The sequence below is a fragment of the Paenibacillus sp. FSL M8-0142 genome (genome assembly GCF_038597315.1).
GTDB classification, from domain to species: domain Bacteria; phylum Bacillota; class Bacilli; order Paenibacillales; family Paenibacillaceae; genus Paenibacillus_AQ; species Paenibacillus_AQ lactis.
The window spans coordinates 3,800,157-3,818,883 of record NZ_CP152008.1 but is presented as its reverse complement, the minus strand read 5'-3'; the positions used below and the strand labels follow the sequence as shown (position 1 = coordinate 3,818,883).

The window sequence follows — 18,727 nt, the reverse complement described above, 5'->3', positions numbered from 1 at the left end:
CGCATATGAAGCAAGAAGAACGCCGAGAGCAAACGCAGCACATCCTGCTGGAAGCAACAGAGGAATTGATTCGGGAGAAGGGCTGCAGTCAAACGACGTTGACGGACATTATGAAGCGCACCGGACTCTCCAAAGGCGCGATCTTTCATTACGTCTCCGGCAAAGATGAGCTGTATATCAATGTATTGAAAGCGAAGCTCGCGGAATCAAACGAACGGTTTATGAATGAAGTAAACAAGCAGGGGAAGAAGAAGCAATTTGAAGGGCCCATGAACGCCATCGCGCATGGAATGACGAAGCTGGAAAGCCGCGATGACGTCAGCAACCAGATTTTGATGTATTTGATCGGAAAGAGCGATCAGCCGGGGATTGCCGAAATTGTAGCCGGGTTTTACAGGGAATCGACGGCCACCTCGAGGAAGTGGATCGAGACCGGGCAGGAAGCGGGCGTAATTCCAAAATCCATCGATGCCGAGCGGACGGCTGAGCTGTTCGAATTGCTGTCTTTCGGGCTGCGGGTACGGGGATTGATCGGGGCCAAGAGCGACGTCTTCGGTACGAACGAGTACGAGGATTTTATCATCGGTATTCTCCAGCCCGGAGAAGCCGGGAAGGGGGGCAGGAGCAGATGACGGTATGGCTGTTTCTTCATATAACCGGAAGCGTGCTGTTTGTCGGGAATATCATAACGGCAGCGTTCTGGAAGGTAAGGGCCGATATCGAGGGCAATCCGTCCCACATCCACCGGACGGCGAAGAATGTGATGCTGGCCGACTACGTGTTTACCCTTCCGGGATTATTGCTGCTTATCGTTTCCGGCATCGTAATGGCTGGTCGCTCCGGATTCGGGATTGGCGGAATGAATTGGCTCACCGCATCGCTTTTCTTGTTTGGCGTGACGGGGCTGATTTGGGGAGGCGTATTGATCCCTTTACAGAAAAGCATGATCAGGCATAGCGGGCATTCCGTAGAATGCGGAGCGGTCACGGCAGGGTATAAGAAGGCCTCAAGGTATTGGGCGATATTCGGAACGATCGCAACCCTGCTTCCCCTAGCCATCCTTTATTTTATGGTGTCAAAGCCATTTTGATAGAAGAGATGGTCAACTCGTACTCCGCTAGGATTCCATGTAAGGAAAAGGAAGGAAACTGAATCATAAGAAGAAGGCGAGCGCACGGTAAAACATTACCGTGTGTTTTTTTTATAACGAACACTTAACAAAAAGAACGGAACCCCTTATAATGGTCAAAGTCTTGTCGTCCGGGAACCAACATGCTTGAGCATGCATTTACTTGCTCGGCAAGCTATGGCTTGGCTTTTACATTCATAGTTTAAGCTAAATTCTTCGTAAAGGTGTTTGATACGCATGCTTCATAATCCAACAGGAAGAGAACGCCTCGGCCTAGCATTTCTACTAAGTTTGCTGGGGATATTGGGACCATTCAACATCGATATGTATCTGCCCAGCTTCCCCGATATATCGGCTGACTTGGGAGCGCGAGCCTCACTGGTGCAGCTGAGTTTGACTTCGTGCTTGATTGGTCTGGCTTTGGGACAAATGATCGTGGGTCCAATCAGTGACGCACGCGGACGAAGAATGCCCTTAATCATCTCTTTGGGGCTGTTCGCATTGTCTTCTCTGTTTTGCGCGCTTGCCCCGAATATTACGACACTGATTATCGCTAGATTCTTGCAGGGATTTACTGCTGCTGCCGGCCTTGTCATCTCCCGTGCGGTCGTGCGGGATGTGTTCAGCGGCAGGGAGCTGACCAAGTTCTTTGCGCTGCTGTCGGTCATCAATGCCGTTGCGCCGATGGTCGCCCCAATGTCGGGCGGAGCGATTTTGCTGCTTCCATCCGCCAGCTGGCATTCGATCTTTTATTTTCTAAGCTTATTCGGTCTGTTTATCGTGCTCACCATTACGCTGCGGTTGAAGGAAACCTTGCCGCCCGAGAGACGGATGTCAAGCTCGATTGGCCACTCGATAAAGACCATGGGGGATCTGTTCAAGGATCGTTCCTTCATCGGATACGCCTTGACGGTCGGCTTCATCCACGGCGGGAGCTTTGCTTACGTGTCAGGCACTCCGTTTGTATATCAAGGGATATATGGTGTATCGCCGCAGGTGTTCAGCATTCTGTTCGGCATCAATGGCCTCGCGATCATCTTCGGCAGCTTTCTGATCGGACGTTTCGGCGGCATCATTCCGGAACGGACATTGCTGCGCTTCGGCGTATGGACGGCGGTAAGCGCAACTTCATTGCTGCTTATCATGACGGCGATCCGAGGTCCGCTGGCCCTCATCGTCATCTTAATCTTTATATACATGATCACGATCGGAATCGTCGCAACCAGCACATTTACCTTGGCCATGGAGAAGCAGGGACATCGGGCTGGTAGCGCAAGCGCTGTGCTTGGATTGGTACCGTTATTGCTGGGCTCGGCGGTATCGCCCCTGGTCGGCATTGACGAGACGACAGCCGTGCCGATGGGAGCGGTGTTGTTCGTCACCTCGTGCCTTGGCGCATGGGCGTTTACCAAGCTGACAAGAGCGAACGGGGATGGAGCATCGGCAAGCTAAAAAATCCCTCGAATGACATTTCGTTATCCGTTGCAAAATGTAGGTAAGGCGGGTGACGATATGCGAACAATGGGAATGAAATGGTTTGCTGTGGTTCTCATCCTGGCGGCTGCGGTAGGCTGTGGGAATAAAGAGACGAAAGAGCATGATTTGCTGCATGTGAAGTCCAAGCAGGGGGCCGATAAGAAGAAAGTGATCTTTCTTATGATAGACACTTTGATGGCCCAATCCATCGATGAAGGGATCCGTCAAAAGCAGCTTCCAACCTTTCAGTATCTTATCGAGAATGGACAGTATCATAGGGATATGGTCAGTTCGTTTCCGACGATGTCGGTGACGATTGACAGCTCGATGCTGACCGGACCCTATCCTCATGAACATCGAGTACCCGGGCTTCTTTGGTATTCGGCCGAGGAGAAACGGTTAATCAACTACGGAACCGGTCCGATGGAGATTCTGAGGCAGGGCGTGAATCATGTGCTTGAGGATGCCCTAATCAACCTGAACGGCCGGCACCTCAATCCGAAGATTCCTACGATCTATGAAGAAGCGGCCAGACTCGGGTTGACTTCCGGCTCGATCAACGGTTTGGTGTATCGGGGAAAATCGGAGCATACCCTCTCCATTCCAACGTGGATCGAGGTACCGACCTCACTTCATCGCAACATCAAGGTCAAAGGCCCCGATCTGTTGACCTTGGGTGCCCTCTCCAATCCGCTGAACGGCAAAAAGAATATGCCTGATAGCATTGCCAACCGATTGGGAATGGATAACAAATTTGCGCTGGAAGCCTTGGAATACTTAATCAAGGAGAAGAAGCTGCCGGACTTTTTATACGTGTATTTGCCGGATCTGGATCAGAAGCTTCATAAGAAAGGGCCTTCGGATTTGGAAGGCGTCAAGAAGCTTGACGCTCAGCTTCATTCCATGCTGCAAGCCTTCGGATCGCCCGAACAAGCGCTGGATGAAGCCGTGATCATCATTGCGGGCGACAGCGGCATGACGCAGCTGCTGCCGGCTGATCAGCATTCGGAAATCGACCTTCCGGCCATACTGAACGGGTACCGTATCCTGCGTCCGGGCGAGCGGCCGACGGATGAAACCGATGTGATCCTCGCCGTGAATGAAACGATGGCTTACGTATACAACGCGAATGGGAAGTACTCGCTGCAAGAAATTGCAGGCAAGCTTCTTAAGGACAATCGTATCGACATGGCCGCATGGAAAGATGACGGATGGATTCATGTCACCCGGAGTTCTTCAGGCAAGAAACTGAAATATCGTGCGGATGGTCCGTTCTCGGACACCTATGGGCAGAAGTGGGAGATCGAAGGGGACATGGACGCTTTGAATCTGAAAGCAGGCAAGAATGATGGGGACGGGGGACAATCCATAAGCTATGGTGAATACCCTGATGTTCTGCAAAGACTGGCGAGCGCTCTTCATTCCCACGCCGGGAGCTATATGGTTGTAACCTCGAAACCGGGTTATGAGCTCAAAGACCGAAGCTCTCCGACGCATGAAGGAGGAGGCGGGCACGGATCTATAAGGAAGAAGGAATCGCTTGTGCCGCTCATTATTTGCGGAACAGACCGTGAACCCCGGTACTTGCGTGTGATTGATCTAAAGGCGTTCCTGCTGGATTTGCTGGTGGAGCCATCACAAGGCGAGAAGCAAAGGAAGATCGACGGAGAAACCGCGCGATAGTGCGGTTTTTTCATGGTTATTTAAGGGGGGCAAGCCGAGCGGATGACATATATCCCCGGGCAATCAGAAATTCTTTCAGCACCGCAAGCCCATCTTCGATCTGTTGAGGTTCCAGGTGACCATAGCCGAATAACAGCTTATTGGCGTGAAGTCCTTTGGCAATCGCGTGATATTCAACAGGTGTTATCCGGATCCGGTTGCTCCTGCACATGTCTTTAAAGGACGGATCGAACTGCATATCCTCGAATTCGACCGCAAGATGCAGTCCGGCTGCATCGCCCCATAGCCGCCAACGGTCACCGAATGATGCCTTTAATGCTGTCAGGAGCGCTTGTCTACGTTCACGATACAGCTTGCGCATGCTTCGGATATGCCTGTCAAATTTCCGTGTCCGTAAAAATTCTGCTAATGCCTCTTGCTCGAAGGGAGGGTTCTGCACATCCGTATGCGTGCGCAAATAACGCCATCGCTCCTGAAGGCAATGCGGAAGAATGACATAGCCGATCCGAAGGGCCGGGAACAGTACTTTACTGAACGTTCCGATATAGATCACGCGATCCGGATCCACGGCATAGAGGGGGGAAACCGGGTCTCCTTCATACCTAAATTCACTGTCGTAATCATCCTCAACGATATAGCTGTCATTTTCCCTCGCAAACCGAATCAAAGCCGCACGACGATCGGCAGGCAATATTCCGCCAAGCGGGAATTGATGCGAGGGGGTTACATAGACAGGGCCGCTAATTCTTGGGAGCTTGTCTGTTAATAAGCCAAACTCATCCACCGGAACGCGTTTCACTTGATAGCCTTTATTGATGAACGACTGGAGCATTTCGATGTTCGTCGGATCTTCAACGATAATCGCCTGATCCTGCCGGTACAACAGGTGGGCAATGACACTCAAGGCGTGGGTCGCGCCTGCCGTTATGAAAATATCCAGCGGATCTACCACAAGTCCTTTACTCCGGTACAGCCAGGAGGATATTTCAAAACGCAAGCTTGGCAGTCCCTGGGGGCCCGTATACCCGAGCATATCGTTAGACATCTCGCGGAAAGCCTTGATCGAGATTTGCTGCCACAAATAATTAGGGAACCGCCGGAGCTCCGGTTGGCCAGTACGGAAATCGGCGAGGAGGGGAAGAGGCTGTTCCTCGCGCTGCCGAGCAACCTCCTTTTTCTCCGTATGGACAGCTACGCCTTCCGCGATCCTTGTTGGAGCTCCCTGGCGGCTTACAACGAATCCCTCAGCCAACAGCATATCAAAAGCCTCATTCACCGTATTTCGGGAGATCTTCAGTTCCTCCGCCAACTGACGGGTGGAAGGAAGGGCTTCCCCTGCACGAAGCTTTCCGGCAACAATTTGTTCCTTGATTGCCAGATAAATTTGACGCTTAAGCGGAACCTCGATTTCTCGCCGCAATTCGAATCCCCACATAATTCCTCCAACTGGTTTGTATAAATTCAAGCTGAACTGGTTCTTCAACCAACTCCGATAAGATTGTACCATGTTGAGGATATCAAGCGACTATTGTTTTTTGTGAGGATGTGAACTCGGGTGGAAAGATGGAAAGGGATGTTGTATCTGTTCGGGGCGTTTACGCTGGCAGGTACTTCGGTTATTACGGCCTGGCTGTTGAACGGCAAGCTGGGCGCGTTCACGATTACGGCGATCAGTCTTCTGCTCGCGCTTATGATTCTAGTACCGATGCGATTGCAGGCGCTGGTTCGTACGCTCAGGAGCCGAGCCGGCACAAACTGGCGTCAACTGCTGCTTCAAGCTGTCTTTGGCATGTTTTTGTTCCGCATGTTTATGCTCTTTGGCCTCTCCCATACCAGCGCTGCGGAAGCGGGGATCATTACTGGGGCAACGCCGGCTATTACCGTAGTGCTGGCAAGGCTTGTTCTGAAGGAGCGGGTAAACCGCTTCAGTCTGCTCGGAATCGCTAGCACGGTCAGCGGAATTATTCTGATTCAGGGGCTGTTCTCGCAAGATTATCCCTTTACCGTACAGCACTTAATCGGAAATGTGCTGGTGCTCTGCGCGGCTTCTAGTGAATCGGTATTCAATATCCTGTCGCGTATGAGCTCGACAAAAAATGACGGACGATCACAACAACCGGTGGATCCGGTTGTGCAAACGACGCTGGTATCTGCGATAGCGTTCCTTCTTTGTCTTATACCGGCGGGGTTTGAACACCCGCTTCGGTCCCTTGCAGGGATCGCATGGGAGGAGTGGCTAGCGCTGATCTGGTACGGTCCCTTTGTGACGGCACTTGCCTTTGTGTTATGGTATGCGGGAATCCGCCGATGCGATGCTTCCACGGCGGCGGCATTTTCTGGAATGATGCCGTTTACCGCCCTGGTGCTGTCCGTGGTCTTGCTGGGTCAGCGGGCAGGAGTGGAGCAATGGGCCGGAGGGCTGCTGGTGGCGGGTGGCATGGTGCTGATCGGCGTGAACCAGAAACGAATAGGAGGTGAACGTAACATTGGCAAATCCGGACTGAATCTAAATACGGCTAAAAGAACTTAACAGTAGCAAACAACGGAGCGGGGAGAGAGGGTTATTTAATCGATAGCTTGTATTTTCCCTGTATCCCCGATTTCAACGATGAAAATAAAACGACAGGGCATGCACACGGTTCCATTAGAGATCATTCTTGCTGTTTGATTGCGCTGAAACGGGTTATAAATGTAACAATTGGATAACCTAACTTCAGAAGGAGTGATAATTATGGAAAAGCTGTTGGTTAAGCTGCTGGTTCACGGCGTCATGATCACGGGCTTGCTGCTCGCTCTTTCAAACGCCACGCTGATTGCGGCCCTGATCACCGCGCTGGGCATAGGCATTGTTGCTTATCTGCTCGGGGATCTTCTAATTCTGCCAAGGACGAATAACATGGTAGCGACCATCGCGGATGCAGGCTTGGTATTCGTCATGCTGTGGATCATTGCCGATGCCGCCAATTGGACGCTAAGCTTCCCGGAGATACTGCTGCTTACGGTTTTGGCAGGAGGCTTTGAGTATTTGTTCCATATGTGGCTCCTGCGGGATCATACCCCGGTTCGAAGACAGCGCGCTTAAGCCTTGTTGGAAGCCGCATTAAACGACCGTCCATCGATCAAAAGGAAGAGACTCAGCTTGGCTTTGATCCTGCTGAGTCTCTTTGCTATTCGTGCGGCTGCTGCTATTCAGGCCTCTTCGCTTGGAGCGGCGGAGGAATAAGCCAGCCCTTCTCCTTGTTCATGCGAAGAATCCGAAGGCCGAGGGCCGCTTTGGTTGTATGGTATTTCGCAAACAAAGCGCCGATATCTTCCCGGATGCTCATTCCCATCACTTTGCTGCAAGAAGCGAGTCCTAGCGCATTCTCGGCAGCGATTTTGGCGGCGATTTCCGGATCGGTGAACCGGGCGCCCATCGGGATTTCCTCGAGCTTGGCAGGAGGCCGTTCAGCCAGCGCCGGGGCTGGCGTAATGCCGTTGTCGGTCAGCAATTCGTCGCATTCCTTCATTTCAAGTCTCGCTTGGTCGAGCAGGTCCTCAAGGATCTTCTTCAGCTCCTTGTCTCCTGCATGATACATATACGCCTCATAGCAAGAGATGGTGCCCTTGGCCATCATGGACGTTTCCCATACGCTGAAGATTTCGCCGTAATGCATAGGCTCATCTTTCGGATTGCCGCTTAAAATACCCAATATGATTCGCTCCTTTATATTTATTGAACATCGTCATTATGTACAGGAACCATGTATTTCATGCTGCAACTTCTTGGGCGTGCACAGCAGGTAATTATTACATAATCCCCAGCGTGCATGAAACTTGTCCCTGGGAATGAAACTGAAGGCATCAATACAATCCAGGAAAGCGGAGGCATCGCCATGTATTTCTACAAAGAAGACCTGATCAATTTGATCGTGCCGGATCAACCCGATCCCGCTGCCGCAAAGGTGCTGCAGGAAACGCTTGGCGGACGGTTCGGCGAGATGCGCACGATGATGCAGTTCTTTTTCCAGAGCAATAACTTCCGGGGACTGGACACCCAGTTTCGGGATTTGATACGAGGCGTGTTTTTGGAGGAAATCAGCCACGTCGAGCTCGTCCAGCATACGATCAACCAGCTGTTGACGGGAGCCGGCGCTGATGGCGCGGGCAATGCCGGAATCGATGAAGCTCCGCTGGATGAGGCGGTCAAGCACGCGAACCCGCATCACTTTATTATGGGAGCTCAAAGCTCGCTGCCGGTCGATGCGGCAGGCAATCCTTGGATGGGCAATTATGTGTACGACCACGGCAATCTGGTGGCGAATCTGCTCGATAATCTCGTGCTGGAATCAACGGGAGTTTTGCAAAAATCAAGAATCTATGAGATGAGTACGAACAAAACGTTCCGGGAAACGCTGGCCTTCCTGATCGTTCGCGACAACGCCCATCAGAACGCGTTTGCCAAGGCGCTGGAGACGCTTGGCGTCGAGTGGGGCAAGCTGTTCCCTGTACCGAATTACGATATCAATAAGTATCCGGAGTGTAAAAAATATGTGGATATGGGCTTCCATAATGCCCAATTCAATTTTCGGCTGGATAACACGCGGATCGGTGAAATTTTCAGCGGCCAGACGCCAAGCCGAAACGGCGGCAGTCTCCAAGTCATTCCGCCGCCGGAAGGCTTCCCGGTACCGAACTTGCCTGAGCTCCCTAACGAGCATAGCCCCGGAACACGCGATCTGAATGCCTAACTTCGCGTTTCGCAAACAAAACTGCCTTTTGGTTCAAGGCGGTTTTGTTGCGTGAATGTACCACAGTACCAAGCAGCAGGGAGATCATGGAATCTTTATTAAACGGTAACAGCCCGGTTCCTCAGGAAAACCAGAGAAACCGGGCTGTTACCATTACATCTTCGCCTACAAATAAGGCCTTCTTGATCATATCATGACGCTTACGCTATGATTAGAGACAGTGTCATGATTGAGGAGGTACCTGTTTATGATCCTTCATAAAGGAGAAACCTTATTTCGGCAAGGCGAATCCGGCCCGCTGTTTCATGTGAAGAGCGGCATGCTCAAAATCGAGCGTGTACACCAGGACGGCAATGCTTTGCTAGTGAATTTGATTGTCCCCGGGGAAACGATTCCGCATCATTCATTAATTACGCCCAAGCCCTATTTCGGAACCGCGGTTGCATTAGTGACAAGCGAGATTCAAGTTTACCGTCCGGATGAATGGTATGGTTCCTTGGAGCAGGACCCGGTACGATATCGTTCCATAGCGCTTCAGCTGCAGGATAAGCTGCGAATGATGCAGGAGCGGATTGATCAATTAAGCGAAATCGAGCCCATTGAGCGATTACACAAGCTTCAGCGGTGGTTCGAGCAGTATATCTCACCTGCGCGTCTTACGGATGTCCTGACCCAAGTGGAAATCGGACAGCTGATCGGGCTGCGACGGGAAACGGTCAACCGGCTGCTCCGTCAGGAAAGGCTTGCAGCAGGACCAAAGAACTCGTAATGGATCCGGTCGGAAGGAATATCCATTGCCAGAAGCGCGTCGTTGATCGTCTTCATGAACGGGATCGGACCGCAGAAATAATAGACTGCCGATGACCCGGGTACGGTATCTTTTAACCATGCCAGGTCGATCAATCCGCTCTTATGGTATCCGCCATCCTCTGCGCCCGGGTTGCTGTAGCACCACCGGTAAGAAATATTCGGATTCATTTCCGCGAGCTCCTCGACATGCTGCTTCATTGCATGGACATTGGCATTTCGTGCTGCGTGGATAAACATCACCTTACGCCCCGGTTGTGCTTCAACAGCGGTGTTCAGCATGCTGATCATCGGAGTGAGCCCAACACCGCCGCTGATGAGGACGAGCGGAGACGAATTCTCCAGGTTCAATGTGAAATCGCCGGCAGGAGCCGAAAGCTCCACGATCCCGTTCTCTTCAACGGACTGATGGAGATAATTCGATACTTTCCCTTCCGGAGTATCAATGCCTTCGGCCTCCCGTTTTACTGAAATCCGGTAGTATGGCTTGCCAGGCGCATCAGACAAACTGTACTGGCGGTTCAAGGTATAAGTTTCGCCGGGTATTTGCAGCCTGATGCTGACATATTGTCCAGGCTCAAAAGCGGCCAGCGGGCCTCCGTCCGCCGGAACGAGATAGAAGGACGTAATAACTTCGCTCTCCCGTACTTTTCGCTCGACCCGGAACGGTTTGAAGCCGCTCCACCCCCCGACCTGCGTCTCCGATTGCTTATACATCTCATCTTCAACTGAAATGAATGCATCCGCAATGACGCCGTATGCTTCCTCCCACGCCTGCAAAATTTCTTCGGTTGCTGCATCTCCAAGCACCTCTTTAATTGCTCCTAGCAGATGCTCCCCGACAATAGGATAATGCTCCGGTTTGACGCCAAGACTCCGGTGTTTATGCGCGATTTGCTTAACGGCAGGCAGGATAGCCTCCAAACGGTCGATGTGCAGTGCCGCTGCATACACCGTGTTTGCAAGGGCGGTTTGCTGGCGGCCTCGCTGCTGGTTGGCATGGTTGAAAATATTCAACAGCTCCGGATGCGCTTTGAACATATTCCGATAGAAGGTGGAAGTGATGGTAACGCCATGTTGTTCCAGGACAGGAACCGTTGATTTGATGGTTGCGATCGTTTTTTCGCTTAGCATAAAGCTGCGCCTCGCTTTCATAAAGTGGATGATATCATTATAGATAACCCGTTTCGCATGGTATTGTGATTTGAATCACATAAAATCGCAACAATTTGTGACTTTAAAATTTGAACAGGAACATTTACAGGTACATTTTAAAGAAGGTTTGCCGTTTCCTTTAGGGCTCCATACAGGGTTTGAATGGGTGCTTCTGCTTCGGGGCCTGCCGTTCACAATTTGTCCCCAATCCGTATGATTGCAATCACTGAGGCGGAAATAAAGGGCTGTCTATACTTGAGGCGTGAGAAACGGCCAGTTGCTAAGCTATGGCCACAAATGACAGGAGGTTGTTTTCTATGAGCACCATTACGCTTCATACCCATGTCTCGGATATCGTTTCCTCCGTGCCTCAGACGGCTGATTTATTCCGTTCGCTTCGCATCGATTTTTGCTGCGGCGGCCAGATTCCCTTGGAGAATGCGGCCGCACAGCGGCAGCTGGATCCCGAAGCTGTCCTGAATCAGGTCAAGCTGCTGCAGGACAAATTTGAGAAATACCAGGAGAGTCGTCCGGCCTCCCTGGGCGCTCTTGAGCTCATCGAGCACATTCAGCATAAGCATCATGCATTCTTGCGTGATGAATTGCCGGCTCTGACCCCATATGTTACTAAGCTTGCCCGTGTCCACGGAGAACGGCATCCTGAGCTTTTGCGGGTTCAAGAGCTGTTCACGCAGCTCAAGAAGGAACTGCTGGAGCACACGCAGGATGAAGATCAGAATGTCTTCCCGCTTATGGTCCGGGTCATCACCGAATCCGAGACGGATGCTGGACCGCAATTGCTGCACCTGATAACCGGGCTTGAGGAGGAGCACTCCAGTGCAGGCGGCATATTGCAGGAGCTTCGAGAGGTCACCAATGATTGGGAGCTGCCGGATGATGCATGCGGCACATACAGACTTGTCTACCAACGCCTTGCGGGTCTTGAGAAAGACACCTATGAGCATATCCATTTGGAGAACAACGTTCTGTTCCAAGAGATTCGCACGCTCCTATAGCAATGCCCATCCTGTTATTATAGATACCCATTCAAGAGCCTTTGCCCGCCGGGCAGGGGTTCTTTTTGCATCTGCATCTTCCCAAGATGGGGACCCCAGTGCGTGCCTGAAAAAAGGCTGCCGCCAGCATGACGAGGGATTTCCCCTGCGAATATAGGAGTTTCCCTAGTAGGATGCCTCCAGCGATACCTGCATAATGAATGCATACGAATGGACGATACATGGATTCCCCAACCATGGTCATTCAAGCAGAAGGAGTTGACGCGTCCTATGATACGCAAATCGGGACTGAAATTCTTCAAAAGAGTGGAGAGCTACTCGGACAATTGGTCCGTCCTGGAAGAGAAAAGCCGGGAATGGGAGGATATGTACCGCAAGCGCTGGTCGCACGATAAGGTCGTTCGGACGACCCACGGCGTAAACTGTACCGGCTCCTGCAGCTGGAAGGTGTTCGTGAAGAACGGAATCATTACCTGGGAGAACCAGCAGATCGATTATCCGTCATGCGGTCCGGATATGCCGGAATTTGAGCCGCGAGGCTGTCCGCGTGGAGCCTCATTCTCATGGTATGAGTACAGTCCGCTTCGAATTAAATACCCTTATATCCGAGGTAAGCTTTGGCGGATGTGGAGCAAGGCTTTGGAGTTGCACGAGGATCCGGTTGCGGCTTGGGCCAGCATTGTGGAGGACCCGGATCAAGCCAAGGCTTACAAGCAGGCTCGAGGAAAAGGAGGGCATGTGCGCGTAACTTGGCCGGATGCAACAAAGCTCATCTCCGCACAGCTGATCTATACAATTCGTAAATACGGCCCCGACCGGATTGCCGGATTTACCCCGATTCCGGCGATGTCAATGATCAGTTATGCGTCAGGAGCCCGGTTTATTTCCTTGCTGGGCGGAGAAATGCTCAGCTTTTATGATTGGTATGCAGATCTTCCGCCCGCCTCGCCGCAAATCTGGGGGGAGCAGACCGACGTTCCGGAGTCCAGCGATTGGTACAATGCCGGCTACCTCATCATGTGGGGCTCCAATGTGCCGTTGACCCGGACGCCGGATGCACACTTTATGACCGAGGTGCGTTACAAGGGAACCAAGGTCGTGTCCGTGGCTCCGGATTACGCGGAGAATGTGAAATTCGCCGATAACTGGCTCGCACCGAATCCTGGAACGGACGCAGCTCTTGCCCAGGCAATGACGCATGTTATCTTAAACGAATATTATCGGGAGCGCGCGGAGCCGATGTTCCTGAATTATGCGAAGCAGTATACCGACATGCCGTTCTTGATCATGCTCGATGCGCATGGAGACAGCTTGAAAGCCGGACGTTTCTTGCGGGCAAGCGATCTGGGAGACGCCTCGCCGAATGCCGAGTGGAAGCCGGTTATTCTGGACGCGGAAACGGGTGAAATCATCGTCCCGAACGGCACGATTGGCCAGCGCTGGGAGCAGGGAGAGAAATGGAATTTAATGCTGGAGCGGGAAGACGGGACACGAATCGAACCGGCTCTTTCGATGGAAGGTCATAATGCGGATTGGCATATCATTTGTTTTCCCTATTTCGATTCCAGCGGCAGCGGGATATTCGAACGGATGATTCCTGCAAGGACGGTGCGTTTGGCCGATGGAACAACATGTCTCGCGACGACTGTCTATGACTTGATGCTCAGCCAGTATGGAATCCGGCGGGTCGGGAGCGAGCTCGAGGCGGCAAATTACGAGGATGCAAGCTCGTATTATACGCCGGCATGGCAGGAGGCGATCACCGGTGTAAAAGCCTCGGTCGTCATTCAGATCGCCCGCGAATTCGCCCAGAACGCGCTGGATACCGGCGGCCGGTCCATGATTATCATGGGGGCCGGGATCAACCATTGGTTCAACAGCGACACGATATATCGCTCCATCTTGAATCTGGTGATCCTTACGGCATCCCAGGGAGTGAATGGCGGGGGCTGGGCGCATTATGTAGGCCAGGAGAAATGCCGGCCGATCGAGGGCTGGTCGACTGTCGCCTTCGCCAAAGACTGGCAAGGACCTCCGCGCCAGCAGAATGCGACCTCCTTCTTCTATTTCGCCACCGACCAGTGGAAATATGAGGAGTCGGGGGCGGATGCGCTGAAATCCCCGACCGGCGGGGATATCCGGTACCGCCATCCTGCTGATTATAACGTATTGGCTGCACGGCTCGGGTGGCTGCCTTCCTATCCGCAGTTTAACAAGAGCAGCCTTGCTTTTGCGGAAGAGGCGGAGAGAGAAGGGAAGAGCACAGCTGATGAGATCGTTCGGCATGCGCTTGATCAGCTGGTTAAAGGTGAGACGCGATTTGCGATTGAGGATCCCGATGCTCCGGAGAACTTCCCCCGCTCGCTGTTCGTATGGCGTTCAAATCTGATATCCAGCTCGGCAAAAGGTCAGGAATACTTCATGAAGCACCTGCTGGGCGCCTCCGACAATCTTCTGTCGGAGCCGAATGAAGAAGAAAAGCCGGAGGAAGTGGCGTGGCATGGCGATGTGGAGGGCAAGCTGGATCTGCTTGTTGCGCTTGATTTCCGAATGACAGCCACGCCGATGTACGCGGACGTGGTGCTCCCTGCAGCAACCTGGTATGAGAAGACGGATTTATCCTCAACGGATATGCATCCATTCGTCCATCCGTTTAATCCTGCGGTAGACCCGCTCTGGGAATCGCGTTCGGACTGGGACATTTATCGAACGATCGCCAAAGATTTCTCGGATATGGCCAAGACCCATCTGCCGGGCGTGTACAAGGATCTGGTTGCTACTCCGCTTGCCCATGACAGCAAAGGGGAAATCTCGCAGCCATTCGGTATGGTTAAGGATTGGAAGGCCGGTGAGGCCCAGGCGATACCGGGAATAACGATGCCGAATTTGACGGTGGTCGAACGTGATTATACGCAAATTTACGATAAATTTATCACGCTTGGTCCGAACTTGGCCGCCGGCAAGGTCGGCGCCCACGGCGTGAGCTTCCCGGTGGCTGAGGAATTCGACGAGCTGAAACGAATCAACGGGACGTACCAGGATGGAACGATCAAGGATGGGCTGCCCAAACTGTACACGGCCCGGCACGCAGCGGATGTCATCCTGAATATATCATCAGCCACGAACGGGAGGGTTTCCCAGCGAGCTTGGGAGGCGATGGAGGAAGACACCGGCATCAAGCTGAAGGATATTTCCGCAGACCGGGCAGCAGAGCGAATCACCTTCCAGAGCATAACCGCTCAGCCGCGCGAAGTCATACCGACCCCGGTGTTCAGCGGTTCCAACAAGATGGGCAGGAGATACTCGCCGTTTACGACGAATATCGAACGTTTGGTTCCATTCCGTACGCTAACAGGAAGACAGCACTATTACATCGACCATGAGCTGTTTCTGCAGTTCGGCGAAGCGCTGCCGGTCTACAAGCCGACGCTTCCGCCGATGGTGATGGGTCCCCGCGACAAGCAGGTCGCCGGCGGGAAGGATGCACTTGTTCTCCGGTATCTAACACCGCACGGGAAGTGGAACATTCACAGCACCTATCAGGATAATCTGCATATGCTGACGCTTTTCCGCGGCGGGCCGACGGTATGGATCAACAATGATGACGCGGATGCTCATGATATTCAGGACAACGATTGGCTCGAGGTATACAACCGTAACGGGGTCGTTACCGCACGGGCGGTTGTCAGCCACCGGATGCCGAAGGGCACGATGTACATGTACCACGCCCAGGATAAGCACATCAATGTGCCGGGCTCGGAGATTACGAAGGACCGCGGCGGCAGTCATAATGCGCCCACGCGGATTCACGTGAAGCCGACCCAGATGGTGGGAGGCTACGCGCAGCTCAGCTATGGCTTCAACTATTACGGACCGATCGGAAATCAGCGGGATGTGTACGTGGCTGTCCGCAAAATGAAAGAGGTGGATTGGCTTGAAAATTAAAGCACAGGTCGCCATGGTCATGAATTTGGATAAATGCATCGGCTGCCACACCTGCAGCGTGACTTGCAAGAGCACCTGGACCAATAGACCGGGCGCAGAATATATGTGGTTCAACAATGTAGAGACGAAACCGGGAGTCGGCTATCCTGTCCGCTGGGAGGATCAGGAGAAGTACAGAGGCGGCTGGACGCTGAACAAAGGCAAGCTGGAGCTCAAATCCGGCAGCAGATGGTCCAAAATCGCGCTCGGCAAAATCTTCTACAATCCCGATATGCCGGAAATGAAGGACTATTATGAGCCTTGGACTTATAACTATGAGCATCTGACCGCATCGGGGGAGAAGAAGCATCAGCCGGTCGCCCGGCCGAAATCGGCCGTGACAGGTGAGACGATGGATTTGGAATGGGGACCGAACTGGGAGGACGATTTGGCTGGTGCCCATGTAACGGGGCCGCGGGATCCGAATATTGAGAAGATCGAAGAAGAAATCAAGTTCAACTTCGAGCAATCGTTCATGGTGTATTTGCCCCGCCTGTGCGAGCACTGCCTGAACCCAAGCTGCGTCGCTTCCTGCCCGTCCGGAGCGATGTACAAGCGCGATGAGGACGGCATCGTGCTGGTGGACCAGGAAGCATGCCGGGGCTGGAGATATTGCATGACAGGCTGTCCGTACAAAAAAGTCTACTTCAACTGGAAAACGAACAAGGCGGAGAAATGCACCTTCTGCTTTCCTAGAATCGAGGCTGGACTGCCGACGGTATGCTCCGAAACGTGCACCGGGCGGATTCGTTATCTGGGCGTGCTGCTCTATGACGCAGACCGAGTTCAGGAAGTCGCGTCTACTCCCGACGAGCAGGATTTATATGAAGCTCAGTGCAGTTTGTTCTTGGATCCGCACGATCCTGAGGTCATCCGGCAGGCGCGGGCGGACGGGATCGCCGAAGAGTGGATCGAGGCGGCGCAGCAATCCCCGGTGTATAAGCTCGCAATCGAATACAAGCTGGCATTCCCGCTTCACCCGGAATATCGGACATTGCCGATGGTATGGTATGTTCCGCCGCTTAGTCCGATTATGAATGTGTTTGAGGGCAAGGATTCCGTAGCGAATCCGGATCTGATCTTTCCGGCGATCGAGGAAATGCGCACGCCGATCCAATATTTAGCGAACCTGCTGACGGCAGGAGATACCGCCGTAGTCAAAGGAGCGCTGCAGCGAATGGCGATGATGCGTTCCTACATGCGGGCCGAATCCTCGGGAGCCGAATACGATGACAGCCGATTGGAGCGGGTAGGGCTTACCACGCAGCAGGTGAAGGAAATGTACCGCTTGCTGGCTATCGCAAAATACGAAGACCGGTTTGTCATCCCAACCTCGCATAAGGAGCAGCATCTGGACGTGTACCGCTCACAGGGATTTGAAGGCTTTGAGTCGGGCTGCGGCGGCTGCGGGCCGGATAATCCTTTCGATAAGAGCGGCAAGGAGTTGTATGAAGAAAACTTCTACGGGGGGATATGGCGTGATTGATCTTGATAAGCTCCAGATGCAGCAACCGTCATTCGGTTTTTTTGCACGGCATCTCACCTATCCGGATAAACTGGACTTTCACCCTTCGCTCTTGGAGGAGGCCTGGGATGCGGGCCACCCGGCTTATGCTTCAATCAAGCGATATTGGGACAGCATGCATGAGTTCAGCTTGGAGCAGATTGAAGAATTGTATGTTCAGACGTTTGACTTTCAAAAAAAGACGACCCTGTACATGACCTATTTCAAGATGGAGGACAGCAGGGAGCGGGGGCAAATGCTTGTCAGGCTAAAGGAGACCTACGAGCTGTTCGGTCTGGAAATAGCCAGCTCCGAGCTCTCGGATTATCTGCCCCTAATGTGTGAATTTCTATATGCCGCCCGGTGGGAAGGGCACATGAAGGAAGCGACGGAGAGCCTGTCCCTTATGCTGGCGGTCTTGGAGGACGGAACGTATCATCTGTTGAAGGAGCTGGAACGGCTGGACAGCCCGTACTCCGGATTAATACGTGCGCTTCGCGACACGCTCAAAATGTGCACGATTCAGGAGGCGGAGCTCGGATGAACATGATGGATCAGCTCTTGTGGGTCATTGTCCCTTATGTCTGCATCGTGGTCTTTATTGTCGGACATATCTACAGATACCGGACCGATCAGTTTAACTGGACGGCCAAATCCAGCGAGTTTATCGAGAAGAAGCGGCTGAAAGCAGGCAGCCTGATGTTCCATCTGGGCATCATCCCGGTCATCGGGGGACATGTCGCGGGACTCGGCATCCCCCAGTCATGGATGGAGGCGGTCGGCGTTAATGAGCATTTGTACCATATCGGAGCGGTGTATGTCGGCGGCGCTTTCGGCATGCTGACATTGGCAGGCATGGTTCTGCTGACATCGCGCAGGTTTACGCTGCGAAGCGTTCGGAAGCTCAGCACGGCATCGGATCTGATCGTCAATGTGCTGCTGCTGTTCATCATTATTATGGGGATGTATAGTACGCTCGTTACGAATGCAGTGGAGCCGGATTTCAATTACCGGGAGACGATATCGGTATGGTTCCGCCAATTGTTCGTCCTTCGTCCGGATGCGTCACTAATGACAGAGGTGCCTTTGTCTTTCAAAATCCACATTCTGGCCGGGCTCGGTATTTTCGCTTTATGGCCGTTCACCCGTCTTGTCCATGTCTGGAGCGTTCCGTTGAATTATGTCGGAAGAAGATATATCCTTTATAGGAAGCACCGTAAATATGAATCGTAGACGAGAGAAG

Annotated in this window: 16 protein-coding genes; 13 read left to right on the top strand and 3 right to left on the bottom strand. The window is 52.7% G+C overall.

What is annotated here, in order from left to right:
- Positions 1-5: 5 nt before the first annotated feature.
- From NSQ46_RS17565 to NSQ46_RS17550, 4 genes are all read left to right on the top strand, one after another.
- Positions 6-632 carry a TetR/AcrR family transcriptional regulator gene (locus tag NSQ46_RS17565; RefSeq protein ID WP_007130343.1) on the top strand — a complete coding sequence of 209 codons (627 nt, stop codon included), beginning with the start codon at positions 6-8 and terminating at the stop codon, positions 630-632.
- Positions 629-1,090 (top strand): DUF2269 family protein, encoded by a 462-nt coding sequence (locus tag NSQ46_RS17560; RefSeq protein ID WP_007130342.1) that lies wholly within the window; start codon positions 629-631, stop codon positions 1,088-1,090. Before NSQ46_RS17565 ends, NSQ46_RS17560 begins: the two co-directional genes overlap by 4 nt.
- Positions 1,091-1,366: 276 nt before the next feature.
- On the top strand, positions 1,367-2,581 hold the full coding sequence (locus NSQ46_RS17555; RefSeq protein ID WP_007130341.1) for a Bcr/CflA family efflux MFS transporter: 1,215 nt from the start codon (positions 1,367-1,369) through the stop codon (positions 2,579-2,581).
- A 60-nt stretch (positions 2,582-2,641) separates the two neighbouring features.
- On the top strand, positions 2,642-4,288 hold the full coding sequence (locus NSQ46_RS17550) for an alkaline phosphatase family protein (RefSeq protein ID WP_342574175.1): 1,647 nt from the start codon (positions 2,642-2,644) through the stop codon (positions 4,286-4,288).
- Between the two features lie 16 nt (positions 4,289-4,304).
- On the opposite strand, the gene NSQ46_RS17545 is transcribed toward NSQ46_RS17550, so the two are convergent.
- Complete coding sequence (locus tag NSQ46_RS17545; RefSeq protein ID WP_028405535.1) at positions 4,305-5,723, bottom strand: PLP-dependent aminotransferase family protein; 1,419 nt, start codon at positions 5,721-5,723, stop codon at positions 4,305-4,307.
- Positions 5,724-5,843: 120 nt separating this feature from the next.
- Between NSQ46_RS17545 and NSQ46_RS17540 the strand changes: the two genes are divergently transcribed.
- Complete coding sequence (locus NSQ46_RS17540; RefSeq protein ID WP_341341805.1) at positions 5,844-6,818, top strand: DMT family transporter; 975 nt, start codon at positions 5,844-5,846, stop codon at positions 6,816-6,818.
- A gap of 201 nt (positions 6,819-7,019) precedes the next feature.
- Positions 7,020-7,370 (top strand): DUF2512 family protein, encoded by a 351-nt coding sequence (locus tag NSQ46_RS17535; RefSeq protein WP_007130337.1) that lies wholly within the window; start codon positions 7,020-7,022, stop codon positions 7,368-7,370.
- Positions 7,371-7,473: 103 nt separating this feature from the next.
- Here NSQ46_RS17535 and NSQ46_RS17530 read toward each other — a convergent pair whose 3' ends face one another.
- The gene (locus NSQ46_RS17530; protein WP_007130336.1) at positions 7,474-7,980 is read right to left on the bottom strand and encodes a DUF3231 family protein; all 507 of its coding nucleotides are present in this window, start codon (positions 7,978-7,980) and stop codon (positions 7,474-7,476) included.
- Between the two features lie 183 nt (positions 7,981-8,163).
- On the opposite strand from NSQ46_RS17530, the gene NSQ46_RS17525 reads away from it, so the two are divergent.
- Positions 8,164-9,018 carry a manganese catalase family protein gene (locus NSQ46_RS17525; RefSeq protein ID WP_007130335.1) on the top strand — a complete coding sequence of 285 codons (855 nt, stop codon included), beginning with the start codon at positions 8,164-8,166 and terminating at the stop codon, positions 9,016-9,018.
- A gap of 247 nt (positions 9,019-9,265) precedes the next feature.
- Positions 9,266-9,787, top strand: coding sequence for a Crp/Fnr family transcriptional regulator (locus tag NSQ46_RS17520; protein WP_007130333.1), 522 nt, complete (start codon positions 9,266-9,268; stop codon positions 9,785-9,787).
- Here the strand turns inward: NSQ46_RS17520 and hmpA are convergent.
- On the bottom strand, positions 9,751-10,959 hold the full coding sequence (gene hmpA / locus NSQ46_RS17515; protein ID WP_007130332.1) for an NO-inducible flavohemoprotein: 1,209 nt from the start codon (positions 10,957-10,959) through the stop codon (positions 9,751-9,753). The two genes, NSQ46_RS17520 and hmpA, sit on opposite strands and share 37 nt — an antisense overlap.
- 338 nt (positions 10,960-11,297) lie before the next feature.
- Between hmpA and ric the strand changes: the two genes are divergently transcribed.
- From ric to narI, 5 genes are all read left to right on the top strand, one after another.
- Positions 11,298-11,996, top strand: a complete 699-nt coding sequence (gene ric, locus NSQ46_RS17510) for an iron-sulfur cluster repair di-iron protein (protein WP_007130331.1) — start codon at positions 11,298-11,300, stop codon at positions 11,994-11,996.
- A 270-nt stretch (positions 11,997-12,266) separates the two neighbouring features.
- Positions 12,267-15,941 carry a nitrate reductase subunit alpha gene (locus NSQ46_RS17505; protein WP_007130330.1) on the top strand — a complete coding sequence of 1,225 codons (3,675 nt, stop codon included), beginning with the start codon at positions 12,267-12,269 and terminating at the stop codon, positions 15,939-15,941.
- Entirely contained in the window at positions 15,931-17,466 is a 1,536-nt protein-coding gene (narH, locus tag NSQ46_RS17500) for a nitrate reductase subunit beta (RefSeq protein WP_007130329.1), read from the top strand. The genes NSQ46_RS17505 and narH overlap by 11 nt, the downstream gene beginning before the upstream one ends.
- Positions 17,459-18,028, top strand: coding sequence for a nitrate reductase molybdenum cofactor assembly chaperone (narJ, locus tag NSQ46_RS17495; protein WP_040738713.1), 570 nt, complete (start codon positions 17,459-17,461; stop codon positions 18,026-18,028). The genes narH and narJ overlap by 8 nt, the downstream gene beginning before the upstream one ends.
- Complete coding sequence (gene narI, locus NSQ46_RS17490) at positions 18,025-18,717, top strand: respiratory nitrate reductase subunit gamma (RefSeq protein WP_007130327.1); 693 nt, start codon at positions 18,025-18,027, stop codon at positions 18,715-18,717. The genes narJ and narI overlap by 4 nt, the downstream gene beginning before the upstream one ends.
- The last annotated feature ends 10 nt before the right edge of the window (positions 18,718-18,727 follow it).

Coding starts and splice junctions, on each gene's coding strand:
- NSQ46_RS17505 (WP_007130330.1), top strand. CDS start 12,267: ATGATACGCAAATCGGGACTGAAATTCTTCAAAAGAGTGGAGAGCTAC.
- NSQ46_RS17550 (WP_342574175.1), top strand. CDS start 2,642: ATGCGAACAATGGGAATGAAATGGTTTGCTGTGGTTCTCATCCTGGCG.
- NSQ46_RS17565 (WP_007130343.1), top strand. CDS start 6: ATGAAGCAAGAAGAACGCCGAGAGCAAACGCAGCACATCCTGCTGGAA.
- NSQ46_RS17525 (WP_007130335.1), top strand. CDS start 8,164: ATGTATTTCTACAAAGAAGACCTGATCAATTTGATCGTGCCGGATCAA.
- narI (WP_007130327.1), top strand. CDS start 18,025: ATGAACATGATGGATCAGCTCTTGTGGGTCATTGTCCCTTATGTCTGC.
- ric (WP_007130331.1), top strand. CDS start 11,298: ATGAGCACCATTACGCTTCATACCCATGTCTCGGATATCGTTTCCTCC.
- NSQ46_RS17560 (WP_007130342.1), top strand. CDS start 629: ATGACGGTATGGCTGTTTCTTCATATAACCGGAAGCGTGCTGTTTGTC.
- NSQ46_RS17535 (WP_007130337.1), top strand. CDS start 7,020: ATGGAAAAGCTGTTGGTTAAGCTGCTGGTTCACGGCGTCATGATCACG.
- hmpA (WP_007130332.1), bottom strand. CDS start 10,959: ATGCTAAGCGAAAAAACGATCGCAACCATCAAATCAACGGTTCCTGTC.
- NSQ46_RS17520 (WP_007130333.1), top strand. CDS start 9,266: ATGATCCTTCATAAAGGAGAAACCTTATTTCGGCAAGGCGAATCCGGC.
- NSQ46_RS17545 (WP_028405535.1), bottom strand. CDS start 5,723: ATGTGGGGATTCGAATTGCGGCGAGAAATCGAGGTTCCGCTTAAGCGT.
- NSQ46_RS17555 (WP_007130341.1), top strand. CDS start 1,367: ATGCTTCATAATCCAACAGGAAGAGAACGCCTCGGCCTAGCATTTCTA.